Consider the following 18,732-nt stretch of genomic DNA (forward strand, 5'->3'; position numbering starts at 1 on the left):
CAACAAAATGTAGCAACAAGCAAATTCTTAAAAGAAGGCAGGTATAATATAAGGACTAAAAAGTATTTTAGTTAATGTGTATTAAATTCTAAATTAGGGAAATTATTTGGATTGCTGAAACTTTTTGAGCGACAATAAGGCTTGTTCCTGAATTTTGTTTTGAAAAAATCCTGTCCATCCTAATAAATATCCCGTAGGTCCAAAGGCTTGTTTCGACCATTTCCAAACATCAAAACTATCTGTATGTTTGATAATTAGTCCGTCCTGAAAAGCAAATTCAGCTGATATTCTATTGATTACGTTTCTATTGGTTTTGGTAAATTTATAGGTAGCAACCCATCTTGCAGAACCTGTAGAATCATCTGCTTTTATATCTGAAAATTCAATTTTAAGATTGCCTTTGCTTCTAAAGATAAGCATTTCCCACATTTTAGAAACCTGATCTTCTTTTAGTAAGCCAAATGCAGGATCAACAAAATGAACTTTAGGATGATAACATTCGCTCATTGTTTTAGCATCAGCATTTGAAAAAGCAGTGTAGAATTTTGTAATTAGAGCTTCGTTAGCATTCATAGGATATTGTAATTAGACTATAAATATAGGATTTATTAAAACAAATATTTTATTTATAAAGCACTAATTGCTGCTGCAGTATCAAATGATTTTTTAGATTTATCGAAGGCTGTCGAAAAATAGGTCATTTTATTTGAGGCAGTAAAATATCCTGTTTGATCACCAAAAGCATTAGAATTTCCTGTAACAATAAATCTAATGCCTTTGATATCATTTTTTTTAAGTTTAACCATTTCAGCAGGAGTAAAGTAATAGTAAGATGATGTTTTACCATCGACAGTTTCATTACTGTTTTTGTCAACGCACGGAATCACATCTCCATTTGCTAAATCAACATAAAGTCCTCCTGAAATTTTTGTTTTATCACTGGTTGTACCAATGCTTAATTTTAAAACTCCTCCTTTATCTGTTTTGGCAATCTGAACATTTGCTTCACCTGTATAAACATACTTTTCGCAAATAAAAGTATACGTTTGTGTTGCAGGAAAAGGCTTAGAACCTTTTATACTCATTGTTTCCTGAGCATTTGCAAAAGTAGAAATTAACAGTAGGATAAAAAGAGATAATTTTAAATTCATAGTTTATTTTATTGTTCTGTTAGTTTTGAATCAAATTTTTCATCCCAATCCATTGATTTAATGGCAGAAATCAAATTATCTTCATTCACAAAAACGCGTAATTCTTTATTGGCAACTTTTTTTGTGTATAAGGCGTGATAACGGTAAACCACTTCTTGTTTTGTTTTATAAACGCCATCTAATTTTAAATCTATAAAATTACCGTAGTATTGTCTAAATCGCTGACATGTTTTTGTCAATCGTTCTTCGGTCGTGTTTTCTCTGACTGAGGACGTAACTTCGGTTTCGTTAAAAGGTTTAAACTTTGATGTGTTACAAGTTTCTAAAACTCGTTTTCCTAGTTCGTAGGCTTTTTGCTGCTGATTAGAATTAATTTCTGCACCAGAAATTTTCTTAATTTTCAAATCTTCAGTGTCTCTACTAATGTTTTTGGATTTACATCCAATTAACAACAACAAACATATAATCAATCCTGCTTTCTTCATAATCATTTAAGTAATTTTTAATAATAAGTTCGGGTCAGGGCAGTTTTCTATATAGAAATTCAAATCATTTGTATTGCAAACTCCTGGATAATCGCCAAAATATTCTTCAATATTTTTTATAATTTGAAAATGCACATGAGGTGCATAATCCCCGTTAACATCTGCATTACCTAAGGTTCCAATTTTTTCCCCTTTATTAAAAACTGTCCCGACACTAAGGTTTTCTATACTTTCTAACGATAAATGTCCGTATAAAGTATAAAATTTTTCATTTTCAACAATGTGTTCTAAAATTATTGTAGGTCCGTAATCTCCCAAACCAATGTTATTTTTAAAACTATGAACCTTTCCATTCAATGGCGCCAAAACTGCTGTGTCAACTTTTGTCCATAAGTCCAAACCAATATGAATGTTGCGTTCCGGAATAGCATCATTTTTAAAAATAGTACTTCGCTGATACAAAGTCCGTCCTTCAATATAGCCGCCAAAAGCAACTTCTGCATTGTTTTTCTCTAAATAATTTGAAATAAAATCCTCAAATTCTTTTGGGTTTTCAGGTTTACATTCCATGAATTCCTGATTGGTTACAGATAAATCAAGCGGAATATATTTTGAAAAATCAATACTGGAATCAATAATTTTAGTAGATGGCAAGGCTTTTAAAATGGAGACAAGAGGTTTCATAAAGTTTTAAATTTAGGCGACTTTTTCAATAATTATTAATTCATTATGAACTTCTACGCGGGGCAGCATTTTTGAAGTAAATAATTCAGCGTTTATTTCAGATATGTATTTTCTGTTTCGAACATTATGTGCTTCATCTAAAATCATGGTGTTGAATAAAACAAATCCATTATTTTTTAAAAGAAAACAAATGCGTTCACTAAAAAAACTTTCGAACAAAAAATTGGGCATTTTTATATCTTCAAAAATATCAATAATAATGAGATCATACTTGTTTTTTGTTTTTAAAACAAATTCAAATGCATCATCAATAATAATTTCAAGTTGTTTTATTTTATCCAGGTCAAAATATTGATTCGCAATCTGAATTATATCTGAATCAATTTCGACACCGGTAATTTTACCTTTATACTTAATCTCGTCTACCAAAGTTTTAATAACGCTTCCGCCGGCAACTCCTAATAATAAAATGTGATCCATTTTAAGAATAGTTGGATAACCAATAGTTCTTAAACCGTATCTTAATATGCGTTGTAAACTTCCGTATGAATAATTTGTGTTTTCAGAATCCAGAACCAATTCTCCGTTTGCCCATGTAACCTCAATGATTTTGCTTCTTTCTGATTTTTTCTTGAATATTTTTATAGGAATTATATAACTAAATAATTTTTGAATCATTTTAAATGCTTTTACTCAAAAATACCATTTAAATCTTTTATTTTGCATGAAAAAATAAATTTTAATGAAGAAACGATTGTATAAATTCATCTTTTTTAAGCTAATGGGCTGGAAAATAATAGGAATTGAAAATGCGGAAGTGAAAAAATGTGTGATGATGGTGATGCCACATACAAGTAATCATGATTTTTATTTAGGAATTTTTACTCGTGGCATCTCTGGACTAGAGATGAACTGGGTGGGAAAGAAGGAATTATTTAAATTTCCGATTGGATATTATTTCAGAAGCGTAGGAGGAGAACCGCTTGATCGCTCGGGCGGATTAAATAAAGTAGATTCGATTGCTGCAATTTTTGAAAGAAAAGAAGTTTTTCGTCTGGCTGTTGCTCCGGAAGGAACCCGCAAAGAAGTTAATGAAATTCGAACTGGTTTTTATTATATAGCACTCAAAGCAAATGTACCTATTGTTACGGTGGCTTTTGATTGGGGCAAAAAAGAAGTCAATTTTGGCAAACCATTTTTTCCAACAGGAAATTACGAAGAGGACTTACAGATTTTGAAAAAACATTATGAAAGTGTTGTTGGCAAAATTCCTCATAACGGATTTCAACTTTAATTTTCGATCTTTTTAATGTTACGGGAGAATCGTGTATTTGAAAATTATTTTTAATTTTTTTCAAATATGCGATTTTTCAATTTATGGGTGATAGGCCTTAAAAGTTCCGTTTTTATAAAAAATAACAATTTTCTCAATTTCTCCTTCTTCAGAATTTAAATTTTGATTTTTAATTTCCGGGGCTGTTCTTGTTTCTGCTTTTTCAGTTTTCATATAATTAACCTCAGAAAATAAATCCGGTCCAGCGAAATTTTCATTTACAGAAATAGGAGTGGGAGTTTTTATATTTTCAGAGACTTCATCATTATTTTTAGGAAAACTTCCTTTTCCGTTTATTATCCAATATAAATCTACATCCGGAAAAACTTCTAAAATTTTCATCACAAAATCCAAGCTTGGTTTGTTTCTGCCCGAAAGTAAGTGAGACATACTAGAGCGTTGCACACCAATTCTATCCGCAAAAGCAGAAGCATTTAAAGCATAATAATCAAGTATTATTTCAAGACGTTTTACAAAATCATCGATGTTTACCATTGTAAATTATTGTTTTTAAAACCGTTGTTTACAAATGTAATTAAAAGAAGTTAATAAAGCAATTTTACAGTTGTAAATAGTTATTTAATAAGCATATAACTAGCATAATAACTTTAGGTAATTATATTTAATTTATTGAAATACAATATATAGAGTATTAATATTTAAAGTAATAACAAATGTTAACACATATTGCGTTAGATAACCAATATCAGCCTAAAATTCTGTTTACATTTCTAAATTATTTCATTTTATCTTTGTTTACAATTGTAAAAAGAAAGATGTTTACTTTTGTAAACAAATCAAAACAAATGAATTTAGAAGAATTATTCAACCAATACAAAGAACAAAGCATTGAGGGTCGTTACTTAACTTTAGATCATATTCAACCTTTATTAGATAAACTAAATACTAATAATCAAGTACAAATAATTGGTAAATCAGTTTTAGATGAACCTATATATAGTTACCAAATTGGAACTGGAGAAACTCGTATTTATTTATGGTCTCAAATGCACGGAAATGAAAGCACAACAACAAAAGCATTATTTGACTTTATTAATGTATTAAACAGCGGATCAGAATTTGCTGAGAAAATGCTTAAAACATTTACCTTTTATAGTATTCCAATTTTAAATCCTGATGGCGCGCGACTTTATACACGTGAAAATGCTAATATAGTAGACTTAAACCGTGACTCACAAAACCTAACTCAGCCGGAAAGTAAAGTATTAAGAGAAGCTTTTGAAACATTTAAACCTCATTATTGCTTTAATCTCCATGATCAGCGCACTATTTTTGGTGCCGGAACTACTGGTAAACCTGCAACGGTATCTTTTTTAGCACCTTCATATAATGAAGAAAGAGAGATAAATGAAAACCGATTAAAAGCTATCAATGTCATTGCAGGAGTTAACGATGTTCTACAACAGTATATTCCCGGTCAAGTAGGTCGTTTTGATGATTCCTTTAATATAAACTGTATAGGAGATACTTTTCAATTTATGGGAGTACCAACCATTTTATTCGAAGCAGGGCATTTTGCTAACGATTACAATCGTGAACTAACTAGAAAATTCATATTTTTCTCACTTATTTCAAGTTTTGCAATAATCAGCGAAAACGATTTAGTTGATAATCGAATTAGTGATTATTTGAATATTTCACAAAATAAAGTGGTTTTTTATGATTTTATGTATAAAAATATCAAAATAAATTATGATGGTATCGAAATTATTACGAATTTTGTCGCACAATACAAAGAAGAATTGATTGAAAATAAGATTCATTTTAACGCTTATATTGTTGAAGTGGGCGAGTTGGAAAATTATTTTGGACATTACGAATATGATGGTAAAGAAGCTGTTTATTCCGATGACTATAATGGTTTTCCCAAATTGAATCAAAAAGCAAATTTTTATTTAAATAAAAATGTTAAATTTGTTAACGGATTGATAAAAAGTTAATTTTTATGTGAATTTGTTGTTTTTTATATATATTTTTATACTTTGTTATAGCAATTAGTAATATTAATTAAAGAATTATGAGTAAATTTCGTTTAGATGAAGTAGATCACCAGATTTTAGATATGTTAATAGACAATACGAGAGTTCCGTTTACTGACATTGCAAAAAAGCTATTGATATCTGCTGGTACAGTGCATGTTAGAGTAAAAAAAATGGAAGACGCCGGGATAATAATGGGATCGTCACTAGCCTTAGATTACGATAAATTAGGGTATTCATTTATTGCTTATGTTGGTGTATTCCTTAATAATACGTCTCAAACTAAATTTGTATTAGAGCGAATCAATCAAATTCCGTTCGTAACAGTAGCTTCTGTAACGACAGGAAAATTCAATATTTTTTGCAAAATTAGAGCAAAAGATACTAAACACGCAAAAGAGGTTATCTTCATGATTGATGATATCGAAGGTGTTTACAGAACAGAAACTATGATTTCATTAGAAGAAAGTATAAACGATAAGAAGCGTTTGATGCATACTATATTTAAAAATATGTAATATTTTCTTGAATGCTATATTAAAATATAACCTCAAGTTTATTCTTGGGGTTTTTTTATGACTAATTAACCACCAACTACAATAGATTATGTATACGTTGCCTAAAATAGAACGTTTTAATCAAGATGTTCTCTCAAAATATCACATTTATAATAGTGTATTTATAACTTTGCCTTTTGATTCTATAGATAATACAGGAGCGTTACTTCCTTTATTTACAGAAACTTGCGAAACAGGATTTAAAAAAAATGAAACACCAAAAGAAATTTTTAATTTCTTTTCTGACAGATATTTAAATAACCCATCTGAAGCGGAAAAAATCGATTTAATGTTTCGATTTATTCAGTACACAGAACGTCAGATTGTACTATTTGACGCAATTGAAGACGCTGCTTTTCCGGAAGTTAATAACATGGAAGGTCGCGGATCTTTACGTGATATTAAAGAGAAATCAGATGCTAAGGAAAAAGACGGGGAATTAATCGAATTCCTTGAAAACTTTAATGTAAGAACTGTTTTAACAGCGCATCCAACTCAATTTTATCCAGGACCTGTTTTAGGAATTATAAATGATTTGACTGATGCAATTCGCTCTAATGATTTGTTGAAAATTAAAGAATTATTAGCTCAATTAGGAAAAACTCCTTTCATACAAAATGAAAAACCAAATCCTTACGATGAAGCGGTTTCTTTGATTTGGTATTTAGAGAATGTATTCTATGCTACATCTGGAGAAATAGTTCATTATTTGCAGAAAAATATCTTACATGGAAAAGCCATTCAGAATAAATTAATTAAGCTTGGTTTTTGGCCTGGAGGAGATCGTGATGGAAATCCGTTTGTTACTACCGAAATAACTTTAAAAGTTGCGGAACGTTTGCGTACTTCAATTTTGAAATGCTATTATGTTGAAATGAGAAATTTAAAACGTAAGTTAACCTTCTCAGGTGTAGATACTTTGGTATCTGAACTTGAACATAAACTTTATCGTTCTGTTTTTTATTCTAAAGGAGAAATTTATATCACTTTAGAAGAATTATTATCACAATTAAACCTTATCCGTGATATTATTATTGAAAAACATCAGTCTCTTTATTTAGACGATCTGGAAGCATTTTTGGTAAAGATCAATCTTTTTGGTTTTCATTTTGCCACGTTGGATATTCGTCAAAACAGTAAAATTCATAATGTCGTTTTTAAGGATGTTGTGAATCATTATTTGAATTCAGGTTCTGAAATATTCCCTAAAAATTATTTTGAATTATCTGAAGATGAAAAACTAATTGTCTTATCTAAAGTAAAAGGAGATTTAAATCCTGCCGACTTTGAGGATGAAATTACAAGATTAACTTTAGAGTCTGTTCAGGCTATCAAAACTATCCAGAAAGCTAATGGTGAATTTGGTGCAAATCGTTACATTATCAGTAACAATGAAAGTGCGCTGAATGTCATGGAAACTTTTGCAATGATTCGTTTAAACAATTGGGAAAACCCAAGTGTTGATGTAATTCCGCTTTTTGAATCTGTTGATGATTTACAAAGTGCGCATCATATTATGGAACAGTTGTACACCAATCCTGAATATTCAAAACACTTAAAACAAAGAGGAAATAAGCAAACTATTATGTTGGGTTTCTCTGATGGAACCAAAGATGGTGGATATTTAATGGCGAACTGGAGTATTTATCTGGCAAAAATTGCTCTAACAGAAATTTCCAGAAAATACGGAATTAAAGTTATTTTCTTTGATGGTCGTGGTGGACCTCCCGCACGTGGTGGAGGAAAAACACATAAATTCTATGCTTCGTTAGGACCAAAAATTGAAAATAACGAAATTCAGATTACTGTTCAGGGACAAACTATTAGTTCTAATTTTGGAACTTTAGATTCTTGTCGTTATAATATTGAGAATTTATTGACTGCCGGTGTAACAAATCAGGTATTTAGTAAAGAGAAAAATGAACTAAGCGCTGATGAAACTCAAATTTTGACGCAATTAGCAGATTTGGGTTATGAAAAATATTTAAGTTTCAAAAATCACCCAAAATTCATTCCGTATTTAGAAAAAATGAGTACTTTAAAGTATTACTCTAAAACAAATATAGGAAGCCGTCCGTCTAAAAGAAGCAAATCTGAATCATTAGATTTTGCTGATTTAAGAGCAATTCCGTTCGTGGGATCGTGGAGTCAATTGAAGCAAAACGTACCAGGATTTTTTGGTGTTGGAACTGCGTTGAAACATTTTGAAGAAACGAATCAATGGGACAAAATTCATGATTTATATCACAATTCATTATTCTTTAAAACGCTGCTTGAAAACAGTATGATGTCACTGGCAAAATCATTTTTACCATTAACAGCATATATGAGAAATGATCCTGAATTTGGTGAATTCTGGCAAATTATCTTCGATGAATTTCAGGAAACAAAACGTTTATTATTGAAAATTGCAGGACATAAAACGTTAATGGAAAATTATCCTGATGGTATAGCATCAATTCAGGTAAGAGAACGTATTGTGTTGCCATTGTTGACAATACAACAATATGCCTTACTGAGAATTAATGAATTGAACAAAGAAAATGAGGTTGATGAAGAGCTGGTAAAAGTGTACGAAAAAATTGTTACAAGATCACTTTTCGGAAATACTAATGCAAGTAGAAACTCGGCATAAATTAGTTTTAAAAGAATTTCAGTATATCATAAAAATTGTAAAAAATCATAAAAATGAATTCAAGTCAATTATTAGAAACAGAATGTTCGGGTCCTTTTGCTAATTATGTTCGTGAAGCCGGAGAGGTAAATTTAATTGAAGAGTTAGAAATTTCTCTTCATGATTTTATTAGGTTTGTACAAAATATTCCATTAGATAAATTTGATTACCGTTACGCAGAAGGAAAATGGACGATTAAAGAAATCATTCAGCATTTGATTGATTGTGAACGTATTTTTGCTTATCGCGCTTTACGTTTTTCAAGAAATGATAAGACTGAGTTACCTGGATTTGAGGAAAATGACTATGTAGACAATACTGATGCCAACAAAAGAGGTATTCAGGATTTATTGACTGAACTTTCTGCAGTAAGACATTCAACTTTATTGTTTTATAAAAGTTTATCTGATGATCAACTTAAAAGAATAGGAACGGCTTCAACACATCAAATTTCTGCCGGTGCTTTAGGTTTTGTGATAATTGGTCACCAAAAACATCATCAAAAAGTTTTTGTAGAGCGCTATTTGTAATTTTGTCTTTTTAATATATAAAAAATCCTGTGAAGTTTATTTTCACAGGATTTTTTTTGTTTTAACGCAATTTTTTTAACCTAAAATTCACGACAAAAATGCGCGTAACTTTTGTAGAGCTTATCAATGCCTTTGCTTCGTTCCTCCGAATAAAATAAAAATTACTTATTCCTCTCTACAATAGCAAGTCCAAACCTAATCTTATCATAAGATAGTTTTTCTTCAAAATGATCGTAATATGGTTTTAATGCTGTAGGGTATTCAAGTTCTATTTGTGCTTTGTGTAAAATTTTAACTTCTTCATCAGTAACAAATTGGCTTATATCAATATCATTTCCATCGACATATAATTTTGCTAAGTGCGAAATTATAGTCGTCTTTCCCAAATTTCTTTGTTCAGCAATTTCTTCGACAGACGCGCCATTTTGAAATAATTCCAAAGTCGTTTTATAGGTGTTGCCTTCTTTTTTAGCTTTCGGCTTAGCGTTTTCTTTTTTTACTTTTTCATAATAAACAATAGCATCAATAAATTCAGAGCCATATTTTTCAAGTTTTGCTTTTCCAACTCCATCAATCGCAAGGAATTCTTCATCGCTCATTGGGCGCAAAGTTTCCATTTGTCTTAAAGCAGCGTCACTAAAGATTACATAAGCAGGAACTTCTTCATCTTTAGAAATCTCATAACGTAATTTTCGCAATATTTCAAAAAGAGAACTTTTTACTGCTTTAGTTTTTGTTTCTTTGATTTCGTTTTTATCAATTACTTTTTTAACAACTGTGTTCAATTTTACTTTTTCGCCTTCAAACAAAACTTTTCTGGCAAAAGGAGTTAGTAATATTTTATTATGCTGGTGAAAAGCAATTTCACAGTAGCCTAAATTTATTAACTGAATTAAGTATTGATTCCAATCATACCATGAGATGTCAGCACCGATTCCGTACGTTTTTAAGCTTTGATAATTTTTTTCATAGATATACGCGTTTTTCGAGCCTCTTAAAAAATCTACAATCACTGCCAAAGGCTCAGATTCCTGTAAACGACTTATCGCAGACAATGCTTTTTGCGCGAGAATCGTACCATCGAAAAATGTTGGAGGATTTTTGCAAATATCGCAGTTTCCGCAATTCTCTTTTACCAGTTCACCAAAGTAGGAGAGCAGAATTTTTCGTCTGCAGCTCAAAGCATCTGCATATTGTTTCATTCTTTCCAGTTTTGCTAACTGAACATCTGAGTTCAAACCTTCTGAAGCAAATTTTTGAAGCTGAATTACATCGGCATAACTTTCAAATAAAACGGTTTCTGCAGGTAATCCGTCACGACCGGCACGACCAATTTCCTGATAATAACCTTCAATATTTTTGGGTAAATTATAATGTATAACCCATCGAACATTTGATTTATCAATTCCCATCCCGAATGCTATCGTAGCACAAACTACCTGACAATCATCATTTATAAATTCGTCCTGAGTTTTAGCACGAAGTTTATTTTCCAGACCTGCATGATAAGCTTTTGCTTTAACACCATTTTTTTGCAATTTTAGCGCTAGTTCTTCCGTTGTTTTTCTGCTTAAGCAGTAAATTATCCCGGATTCATTGGGTTTATTTTCTACAAAATCAATAATTTGCTTGACACGATCCAATGCAGGACGAACTTCGAGGCTTAGATTTTTTCGATCAAAAGAAGCTACAAATGTTTTTGGATTTCTTAATTTTAACTGTTTTGTTATATCAGTTCGTGTTGCTTTATCCGCCGTTGCTGTCAAAGCAAGGACTGGAGTAGAAGGAAATCGGCTTTTTAAATAACCTAAATTAGTATATGCCGGACGAAAGTCATGTCCCCAGGAAGAAATACAATGTGCTTCATCAATTGCAATTAAGCTGACTGTCAATTCATTAAATACAACATCTAAATATGATAAACTTTCCGGAGCGATATAAACGAGCTTGAAATTATTTGATTTTAAATTATCAATATAAAATTGCTGTTCATCACTTGTTTGGCTGCTGTTGATGTAACAAGCATTAATTCCGTTAGTTTTTAAGCTGTCAACCTGATCTTTCATCAAGGCAATTAAAGGAGAAATAACAATAGTAATTCCTGGTAGAACCAATGCTGGTAACTGAAAACAAATTGATTTTCCGCCTCCCGTAGGCATAATCGCCAAAGTATCCTGACCTGAAAGAATCGTATTTATTATAGTTTCCTGATTGGGTCTGAATTTTTCAAATCCAAAATTTTCTTTTAATTTGGCGTGTAGAATTTCTGAAGTCATTATACTGATATTTATAGATAGCTAAATATAATCAAATTTATTAAATATAGTATTTTTCTTATATTTAAATATTTATTTATTTTGTAATTAATAAAAAAAGGAACCCGAATAGAGTTCCTTTAGTTTATTTTGAAAGATTGAGATTAATCTTCATCGTCTTCATCATCTTCATCAGCGATATCATCCGGATCTTTGTCTTCATCATCATCGTCATCTCCACCGTCAACATCTGGTTTGTCGAGATTATCATCTTCATCGTCATCATCAATATCATCATCAAGATCAAGACCTTTTACTGGTTCGATTACATCAACATCTACGTCGATATCATCATCTTCATCGTAATTCTCGATTCTGTCAGCAAGTTTTGTACTAATTTTTACTAAATAAATAGTGTCTTCAGTACGAACTTCAACAGCCTCGATCAATTCGTTTTTAGCATTTCTAAAACGGATTACATCCGAATCATCATAACCATCAGGAAATTTCTCAACCAAAAGGTTCAAAATTTCGTTGGTAAGTTTAGCGTAGTCTACTATAACTCTTTTCATAAATATCCTATAAATCTAATAAGTAAGCAAAAATTAATGGTGCAACAATTGTAGCATCCGACTCGATAATAAATTTAGGGGTTTTAATATCTAATTTACCCCAAGTAATTTTCTCGTTTGGAACTGCTCCGGAATATGATCCGTAACTGGTTGTTGAATCTGAAATCTGACAGAAATAACTCCAAAAAGGAATATCATGCATTTCCATATCCTGATATAGCATTGGTACGACACATATTGGGAAATCTCCTGCAATACCACCACCAATTTGAAAAAATCCAATTCCGTTTGTGCTGTTTTTTGGATACCAATCAGCAAGGAAAACCATATATTCAATTCCTGATTTCATCGTAGAAGCTTTTAAATCTCCTTTGATTACGTATGAAGCGAAGATGTTCCCCATTGTACTATCTTCCCATCCCGGTACAATAATAGGCAAGTTTTTCTCAGCAGCAGCATACATCCAGCTATCTTTCAAATCTATTTCGTAATATTCTTCTAATACACCGGATAATAACATTTTATACATGAATTCATGCGGAAAATAACGTTCTCCTTTGTCATCAGCATCTTTCCAGATTTTATAAATGTGTTTTTGTAAACGACGAAATGCTTCATGCTCAGGAATACAAGTGTCTGTAACACGATTTAGTCCTCTTTCCAGCAAAGCCCATTCATCTTCTGGAGTCAAATCGCGGTAATTAGGCACTCTTTCGTAGTGAGAGTGTGCTACTAAATTCATGATGTCTTCTTCTAGATTGGCTCCGGTACATGAAATAATCTGCACTTTATCTTGTCTGATTATTTCGGCAAAAATTTTACCAATTTCTGCTGTACTCATAGCGCCAGCCATACTTACCATCATTTTTGCACCGTTTGCCAATTGTTGTTCGTATGCTTTTGCGGCATCAACAAGAGAAGCAGAGTTAAAGTGTAAATAATGTTTTTCAATAAACTGACTGATTGGTCCTTTCATTTTGTTTTTGTTTTTTTGTTTTTTTTTGAATTAAAAGTTTAACCTTTTAGATGGTACTGCAAATTAATAATTTTATATATATTAACATTTAAAAAGCAGGTTTTTTTTTATATTTTTTTAGTATATCCTAAAATCTTTAATACATCATCAGAAGTTTGTTGTTCTGAGAAAACTTCAGTTGCTAAAATTCCGTTTTCGTCACGATCTATTAAAATATGTTTAGGCTGCGGAATCAAACAGTGGTGTAAACCACCGTAACCTCCAATAGTTTCCTGATACGCACCAGTATTAAAGAAACCAATATACAAAGGTTTTTCTTTGTTGTACTTAGGCAAATAAATAGCATTCATATTTTGTTCTGAATTGTAATAATCGTCACTATCACAAGTCAAACCACCTAATAAAACCCGCTCATATGTTTCATTCCAGCGGTTAATAGCCAGCATAATAAAACGTTTATTTATAGCCCACGTATCCGGCAAAGTAGTAATGAACGAAGAATCAATCATATTCCATTTTTCTCTATCATTTTGTTGTTTTTGGTACAAAATCTGATAGATTGCGCCACCACTTTCACCAACTGTAAATGATCCAAATTCTGTAAAAATATTTGGTACATCAACTTCGGCTTCGTCGCACGCTATTTTGATCTGATTGATAATTTCATCAATCATATATTGATAATCATATTCGAATGCAAGAGAATTTTTAATTGGGAAACCGCCTCCAATATTCAAACCATCAAGAGTAGGGCATTCCTTTTTAAGTGCAATGTAAACTTTGATACATTTTACTAATTCATTCCAGTAATATGCTGTATCGTTAATTCCGGTATTAATGAAAAAGTGAAGCATTTTAAGCTCTAACTTATCATTTTCCTGAATTTGTTTCTTGTAAAAAGCAACTATATTTTTGTATCCAATACCTAATCTTGACGTATAAAACTCAAATTTAGGTTCTTCTTCGGCTGCAATACGAATTCCAATTTTAAATTTTCCTTTGATTTCTGCCTGAAGCAAATCTAACTCTTCATAGTTATCAATAATCGGAATTGTGTTTTTATGTCCGTTGTTAATTAATCGTGCGATATTAGATATATATTCGTCTCTTTTAAAACCGTTACAAATTACATAAGTACTTTTATTGATTTTACCATTTTCAAGCAAATTCTCCACAATATTAACATCAAAGGCTGATGATGTTTCTATATGAATGTTATTTTTAAAAGCCTCATTCATAATATATTCAAAGTGAGAGCTTTTTGTGCAGTAACAGTAAAAGTATTTAGCATCATACTTATTTTTTTCCATTGATTTTCTAAACCAGGCTTTAGCCTTATTGATATTCTCAGAAATCTGTGGTAAATAAGTGAATTTTAATGGTGTACCGTATTGTTCAACTAATTTCATCAAATCGATATTGTGAAATTGTAAGTTGTCTTTGTTTAATTTAAATTCCTCTTGCGGAAAGTAGTAAGTTTGATTTATTAGATCAGAATATTTTGTATTCATTTAGGCGATGTTTAAGATTGTAATTTTTAATTTAGGAAACTGTGCTAAATCTTAAATTCAAACCCTAATATTCGCAAATACAATTTGCAGTTTTTCATTTTCTGCTTTTGAGTATAAAAAAACATCACAAGAAAACGGACTTTTACTATTATAAAAGCGATCCAACATCCTTAGTAAGGAACTATTGAGTCGGTTTCTATAAGAACTGAATTGTCTTTGTTTTTTGTTTGTTTTCATTGTGGCAAATGTAAAAAATAATATATACCTAAAGCAAAGCTTTTTATTAAAAAAAGTTTAAGATTTATAATCTTGAAACGCATCTAGAATCAATTTATTTTCAACGGATTGGTTAATTTTTATTTTTCCGATTCCTTCAATTAATGCAAATTGAATTAAACCATACTCATTTTTTTTGTCGTGAATGAGTAATTCCAAGATCTGATCGATGTCATTTTCTTCCACTTTTACATCATCATAAATGCCTTTTATTGCTGTTTTAATTTCAGTATATTCTGCTGCTGTAATTAAGTTTTTATGTAATGAGATATAACTTTCTAAAATCATTCCTATTGCAATAGCTTCACCATGCAATAATGTTTTTTTAGTTTCGCTTTCTAAAAAGTAACTTTCGATAGCGTGTCCTAATGTATGTCCGAAATTCAATGCTTTACGAATATTTTTTTCAGTTGGATCCTGGATAACGATTTCGTTCTTAATTTCAACAGAACGATAAATTAATTCGTCAAAGTCGGCAAAATCAATTGCATTTAGATCTAAAAACTGTCTCCAATAAGCGGCATCGTATATTAAACCATGTTTTAGCATTTCGGCAAGACCGGAGCGCATTTCACTTTGAGGCAAAGTTTCAAGATAATCGGTATCAATTAATACCATTTGAGGAACGTTAATAACGCCAATCTGGTTTTTAAGATTCCCTAAGTCAACACCTGTTTTTCCTCCTACAGAAGCATCAACCATAGATAGTAATGTGGTTGGAATATTGATAAAATCAACTCCACGCTTAAAAGTCGAAGCGACAAAACCACCCAAATCCGTTACCACGCCGCCACCCAGATTAATTACAAAGGATTTTCTGTCGGCACCAAGTTCAGTTAATACTTTCCAGATTTCAATACAGGTTTCAATATTTTTATTGATTTCACCAGATTCAAATTCAATAATTTCTATCGTTAAATCGGTTTCAAGTAAAGGTAAAAACTTTGGTAAACAATATTCATTTGTCTCATTATCAACTATAATAAACAAATTAGAGTACTTATTTTCTTTCAAATGATTATTTAAGGCTTCATATGCATTTTGATTAAAATGCACGTGATAATTATTGGCTTGAATAGATTGCATATTTCTGTAGTTAATTGAAAGCGCAAAATAAGGCAATTTTAACTAAATAATATTCAAACATTTGTTCTAATTTGTTTAAAAATGAATCATTCTAAATTAGGATTTACGTCAATTATTTGTTTTTAAACTGAATAATTTCGCAGATAAAGGAAACTCTTACTTAATAATTGAAATGACGGGTAAATAGTTCATCTATTTACAATTTTGATTTAGCTGTTGTTGTGCTCCGGAAAAGTTCCTGTCTTTGGAAAGATTAAAATAGCGGCAAGCATTTTCATGATCATTGCTTTTTAAATAAGATGAGCCTATATAAAATTCAGTACTGCCGTCATTTAATCCCGTATATTTTAAAGCGTTTAAAAAATAAGGCACAGCTTGTTTATATTTCCCTGAAAAATAATAACATAAACCTATATTTCGCGACGTATATACATCTTCTGAATCCATTTTTAATGCTTTTTTATAAGATTCAATTGCTTTGTCAAATTTTGCCTGTGATAGAAAAAGTTGTCCTTCACGAGTGTAATTTTGGGTTAAAATATTCTTTTTTAGCTTTAGTAAAGTGCTGTCATTGGGTATTTCTTTTATTCCCTGCTCAATAAACCGAATCAAACTTTGATGATTAAAATTTGTTTTCTGTAATTCGGTAGCAGGAATGACCCAGGCTTCCGGAATTTTTCTGTATTCTGAAAATTGTTTATGTTCTTTGAGTATTTCAAGAGTATCGTTTTTTACTGCCGCTAAATTGATGGAATATCTATAAAAAAATAAATTTCTTGGACGTATATTAAAAGCTTCTTTAATATAAATATAAGCGCTGTCCGTATTGTTTTTTTCTTTAGCGATTAAGTGTTTATAAAAGTTTATTCTACCGGAGTAAGGGTTTATTTTAGTTGCTTTTGCAAAATTGGATAAAGCTTTATCATATTTTTTTTCACGATAATAATAAATCGCGGCATATTCATAAAATGATTCTGATGTAAGAAAAACATTTGGATATTTAGGTAATCTCGAAATAATTTCATCTCCAGTTAATTCACCTTCAGTTTTCATATTAATGTCATCTTTAAGAATTTGACATTCCAATATTGATGCTTTATAAATTGTAAAAGCAGCGTAACTTGTAATCACACAAACGCTAATGAAAATTGGCAAAATTACGATTCTTAATATTTTGTAATTATTTTCATTAATCGAAACAGTTTGATTTACTATTGTCAATGCTAGTATTAAGCTAAAAAAGATTTGCATTGTAGGTCGATACATAGGAAAATTGAAGAATGCATCAACTCCATAAACAATTAATAACATTATAGTTAGAACAGCGATTGTCTTAATGTTGTTATTAGTAGATTTTACAATCTTTTTTATATTTATGAATAGAATAAATACAAAAAGGGAAAAATACAATACACCATTTATTATTCCTGTTTCAGCAAATATTTCCAGAAAATCATTGTGAGGATCTAAAGAAACTGTGAAATCATCTTCGGTATTTTTTTCATAAGGAATTGATTCCACGCGATAATTTCCTAGTCCAATTCCTAATATTGGTTTTGCCTTACTCATTTTTATAGCATTTCCCCAATAATTCAATCTTGCCTGAGCGGATGCATCGCTTGCATTTATTTGTGTAATTCGATTTGTAACTGATGTATAGCGTAAATTATTCTGAGATTTTTGAAAAGATTTATTCGAAATAAGTAGTGAAAGGAGAATGGGTATAATTAACGCCAAACTTATTATTAAACTCTCTTTATTAAAAGAATTTGATTTTAGGAAATAAAGAATATAAATAAATAAAACTAAAGATAAACTAAGCAATGATGCCCTTGCGCCGGTTAAAAAAATAGCTGTTGTGGCCAGAAACAATACAACGAGGAAAAATTTCTTTTTTATGCCTGTAAAATGCGTGATTCCAAGCAGTAAAAAAGGAACTTTGATCATTAAACTTGCAGCGAATATATTTACGTTTCCTGTGTTTCCTGTTATACTTGATAATGCTTCAGTAATAGGAGCAAATTTGTATAATTGCGTAAATTTATATAATGTAGCGCCTGACTGAAAAAAGGTACTTATACAAATTAGAAAAACAATCCTGTAAAGAAGATGTAATTTATCTTTAAGTAGAATTGAAAAATTAATAAACAAACAAAAAATGACTATTAGCTCCGTTAACCTTGTGATAACTAACGAAGTGTTTTTTGCAACAAAAAATGATAACGCACAAAATAATAGAAAAATCAAATAAACAATAGCAATATAACTTCGCTTTAATATGGGAATTATGCTGTATGAAATCATTTTATGGTTCATATAAAGGTAAATTCCAAGCAAAAGATTTAATACTGATATGTACAAAAATTGAATATCGGCAATTTGTGCAACCTTTTTATTAGGGATAAAATCGATAATTAAAAGCAAGCTTATAAAGGAATATATAAGATATTCAGGAATAATTGATATTTCTTTATTTGCATTTGTACGTATATTGCCCATCTCTATTTTTATGCAAATGTATATTTTTTAAAGTAAAAACTTACTATTTTAATATTTATATTTAATGTTTTTCGTACGAATATAAAATCAATTTTTAAAAATGAGATAATATCATCAGAAATAAATTTATATAACGAAGTAAA

The 18,732-nt window shown here is 30.5% G+C and carries 17 protein-coding genes; 5 read left to right on the plus strand and 12 right to left on the minus strand.

The window, feature by feature from the left end:
* Window positions 1-102: 102 nt before the first annotated feature.
* The 5 genes from KHA90_RS06045 to KHA90_RS06065 are packed head-to-tail and all read right to left on the minus strand — an operon-like array spanning window position 103 to window position 2,998.
* Window positions 103-573 carry a nuclear transport factor 2 family protein gene (locus KHA90_RS06045; protein ID WP_213296433.1) on the minus strand — a complete coding sequence of 157 codons (471 nt, stop codon included), beginning with the start codon at window positions 571-573 and terminating at the stop codon, window positions 103-105.
* 53 nt (window positions 574-626) lie between these two features.
* Window positions 627-1,151: a hypothetical protein gene (locus KHA90_RS06050; RefSeq protein ID WP_213296436.1), complete on the minus strand. Its 525-nt coding sequence runs from the start codon at window positions 1,149-1,151 to the stop codon at window positions 627-629.
* An 8-nt stretch (window positions 1,152-1,159) separates the two neighbouring features.
* Complete coding sequence (locus tag KHA90_RS06055) at window positions 1,160-1,636, minus strand: hypothetical protein (RefSeq protein ID WP_213296791.1); 477 nt, start codon at window positions 1,634-1,636, stop codon at window positions 1,160-1,162.
* Window positions 1,637-1,642: 6 nt separating this feature from the next.
* On the minus strand, window positions 1,643-2,320 hold the full coding sequence (locus KHA90_RS06060; RefSeq protein ID WP_213296439.1) for a peptidoglycan DD-metalloendopeptidase family protein: 678 nt from the start codon (window positions 2,318-2,320) through the stop codon (window positions 1,643-1,645).
* Between the two features lie 12 nt (window positions 2,321-2,332).
* Window positions 2,333-2,998, minus strand: a complete 666-nt coding sequence (locus tag KHA90_RS06065) for a spermidine synthase (RefSeq protein ID WP_213296443.1) — start codon at window positions 2,996-2,998, stop codon at window positions 2,333-2,335.
* Between the two features lie 64 nt (window positions 2,999-3,062).
* Between KHA90_RS06065 and KHA90_RS06070 the strand changes: the two genes are divergently transcribed.
* Entirely contained in the window at window positions 3,063-3,614 is a 552-nt protein-coding gene (locus tag KHA90_RS06070) for a 1-acyl-sn-glycerol-3-phosphate acyltransferase (protein WP_213296446.1), read from the plus strand.
* A gap of 81 nt (window positions 3,615-3,695) precedes the next feature.
* On the opposite strand, the gene KHA90_RS06075 is transcribed toward KHA90_RS06070, so the two are convergent.
* Window positions 3,696-4,148: a helix-turn-helix domain-containing protein gene (locus KHA90_RS06075; protein ID WP_213296449.1), complete on the minus strand. Its 453-nt coding sequence runs from the start codon at window positions 4,146-4,148 to the stop codon at window positions 3,696-3,698.
* A 311-nt stretch (window positions 4,149-4,459) separates the two neighbouring features.
* Between KHA90_RS06075 and KHA90_RS06080 the strand changes: the two genes are divergently transcribed.
* The 4 genes from KHA90_RS06080 (at window position 4,460) to KHA90_RS06095 (ending at window position 9,414) form a co-directional block, all read left to right on the plus strand.
* Window positions 4,460-5,614, plus strand: a complete 1,155-nt coding sequence (locus KHA90_RS06080; protein ID WP_213296452.1) for a M14 family metallopeptidase — start codon at window positions 4,460-4,462, stop codon at window positions 5,612-5,614.
* A 77-nt stretch (window positions 5,615-5,691) separates the two neighbouring features.
* The gene (locus tag KHA90_RS06085) at window positions 5,692-6,171 is read left to right on the plus strand and encodes an Lrp/AsnC family transcriptional regulator (RefSeq protein ID WP_007805990.1); all 480 of its coding nucleotides are present in this window, start codon (window positions 5,692-5,694) and stop codon (window positions 6,169-6,171) included.
* An 88-nt stretch (window positions 6,172-6,259) separates the two neighbouring features.
* Window positions 6,260-8,845 carry a phosphoenolpyruvate carboxylase gene (locus KHA90_RS06090; RefSeq protein ID WP_213296454.1) on the plus strand — a complete coding sequence of 862 codons (2,586 nt, stop codon included), beginning with the start codon at window positions 6,260-6,262 and terminating at the stop codon, window positions 8,843-8,845.
* A gap of 53 nt (window positions 8,846-8,898) precedes the next feature.
* Window positions 8,899-9,414 (plus strand): DinB family protein, encoded by a 516-nt coding sequence (locus KHA90_RS06095; protein WP_213296456.1) that lies wholly within the window; start codon window positions 8,899-8,901, stop codon window positions 9,412-9,414.
* A 161-nt stretch (window positions 9,415-9,575) separates the two neighbouring features.
* On the opposite strand, the gene recQ is transcribed toward KHA90_RS06095, so the two are convergent.
* The 6 genes from recQ to KHA90_RS06125 all read right to left on the minus strand — a co-directional run bounded on the left by recQ (window position 9,576) and on the right by KHA90_RS06125 (window position 18,589).
* Window positions 9,576-11,690, minus strand: a complete 2,115-nt coding sequence (gene recQ, locus KHA90_RS06100; protein WP_213296458.1) for a DNA helicase RecQ — start codon at window positions 11,688-11,690, stop codon at window positions 9,576-9,578.
* Window positions 11,691-11,833: 143 nt separating this feature from the next.
* Window positions 11,834-12,241 (minus strand): DNA primase, encoded by a 408-nt coding sequence (locus tag KHA90_RS06105; protein WP_213296460.1) that lies wholly within the window; start codon window positions 12,239-12,241, stop codon window positions 11,834-11,836.
* 7 nt (window positions 12,242-12,248) lie between these two features.
* Window positions 12,249-13,217, minus strand: coding sequence for a deoxyhypusine synthase family protein (locus KHA90_RS06110; protein ID WP_127340614.1), 969 nt, complete (start codon window positions 13,215-13,217; stop codon window positions 12,249-12,251).
* Between the two features lie 107 nt (window positions 13,218-13,324).
* Window positions 13,325-14,728 (minus strand): type III PLP-dependent enzyme domain-containing protein, encoded by a 1,404-nt coding sequence (locus tag KHA90_RS06115; RefSeq protein ID WP_213296462.1) that lies wholly within the window; start codon window positions 14,726-14,728, stop codon window positions 13,325-13,327.
* Between the two features lie 294 nt (window positions 14,729-15,022).
* Window positions 15,023-16,090: a 3-dehydroquinate synthase gene (gene aroB / locus KHA90_RS06120; protein WP_213296465.1), complete on the minus strand. Its 1,068-nt coding sequence runs from the start codon at window positions 16,088-16,090 to the stop codon at window positions 15,023-15,025.
* 192 nt (window positions 16,091-16,282) lie between these two features.
* Window positions 16,283-18,589: an O-antigen ligase family protein gene (locus KHA90_RS06125; protein WP_213296468.1), complete on the minus strand. Its 2,307-nt coding sequence runs from the start codon at window positions 18,587-18,589 to the stop codon at window positions 16,283-16,285.
* Window positions 18,590-18,732: the final 143 nt, after the last annotated feature.

The organism is Flavobacterium psychroterrae (assembly GCF_018380615.1).
Lineage (GTDB): Bacteria > Bacteroidota > Bacteroidia > Flavobacteriales > Flavobacteriaceae > Flavobacterium > Flavobacterium psychroterrae.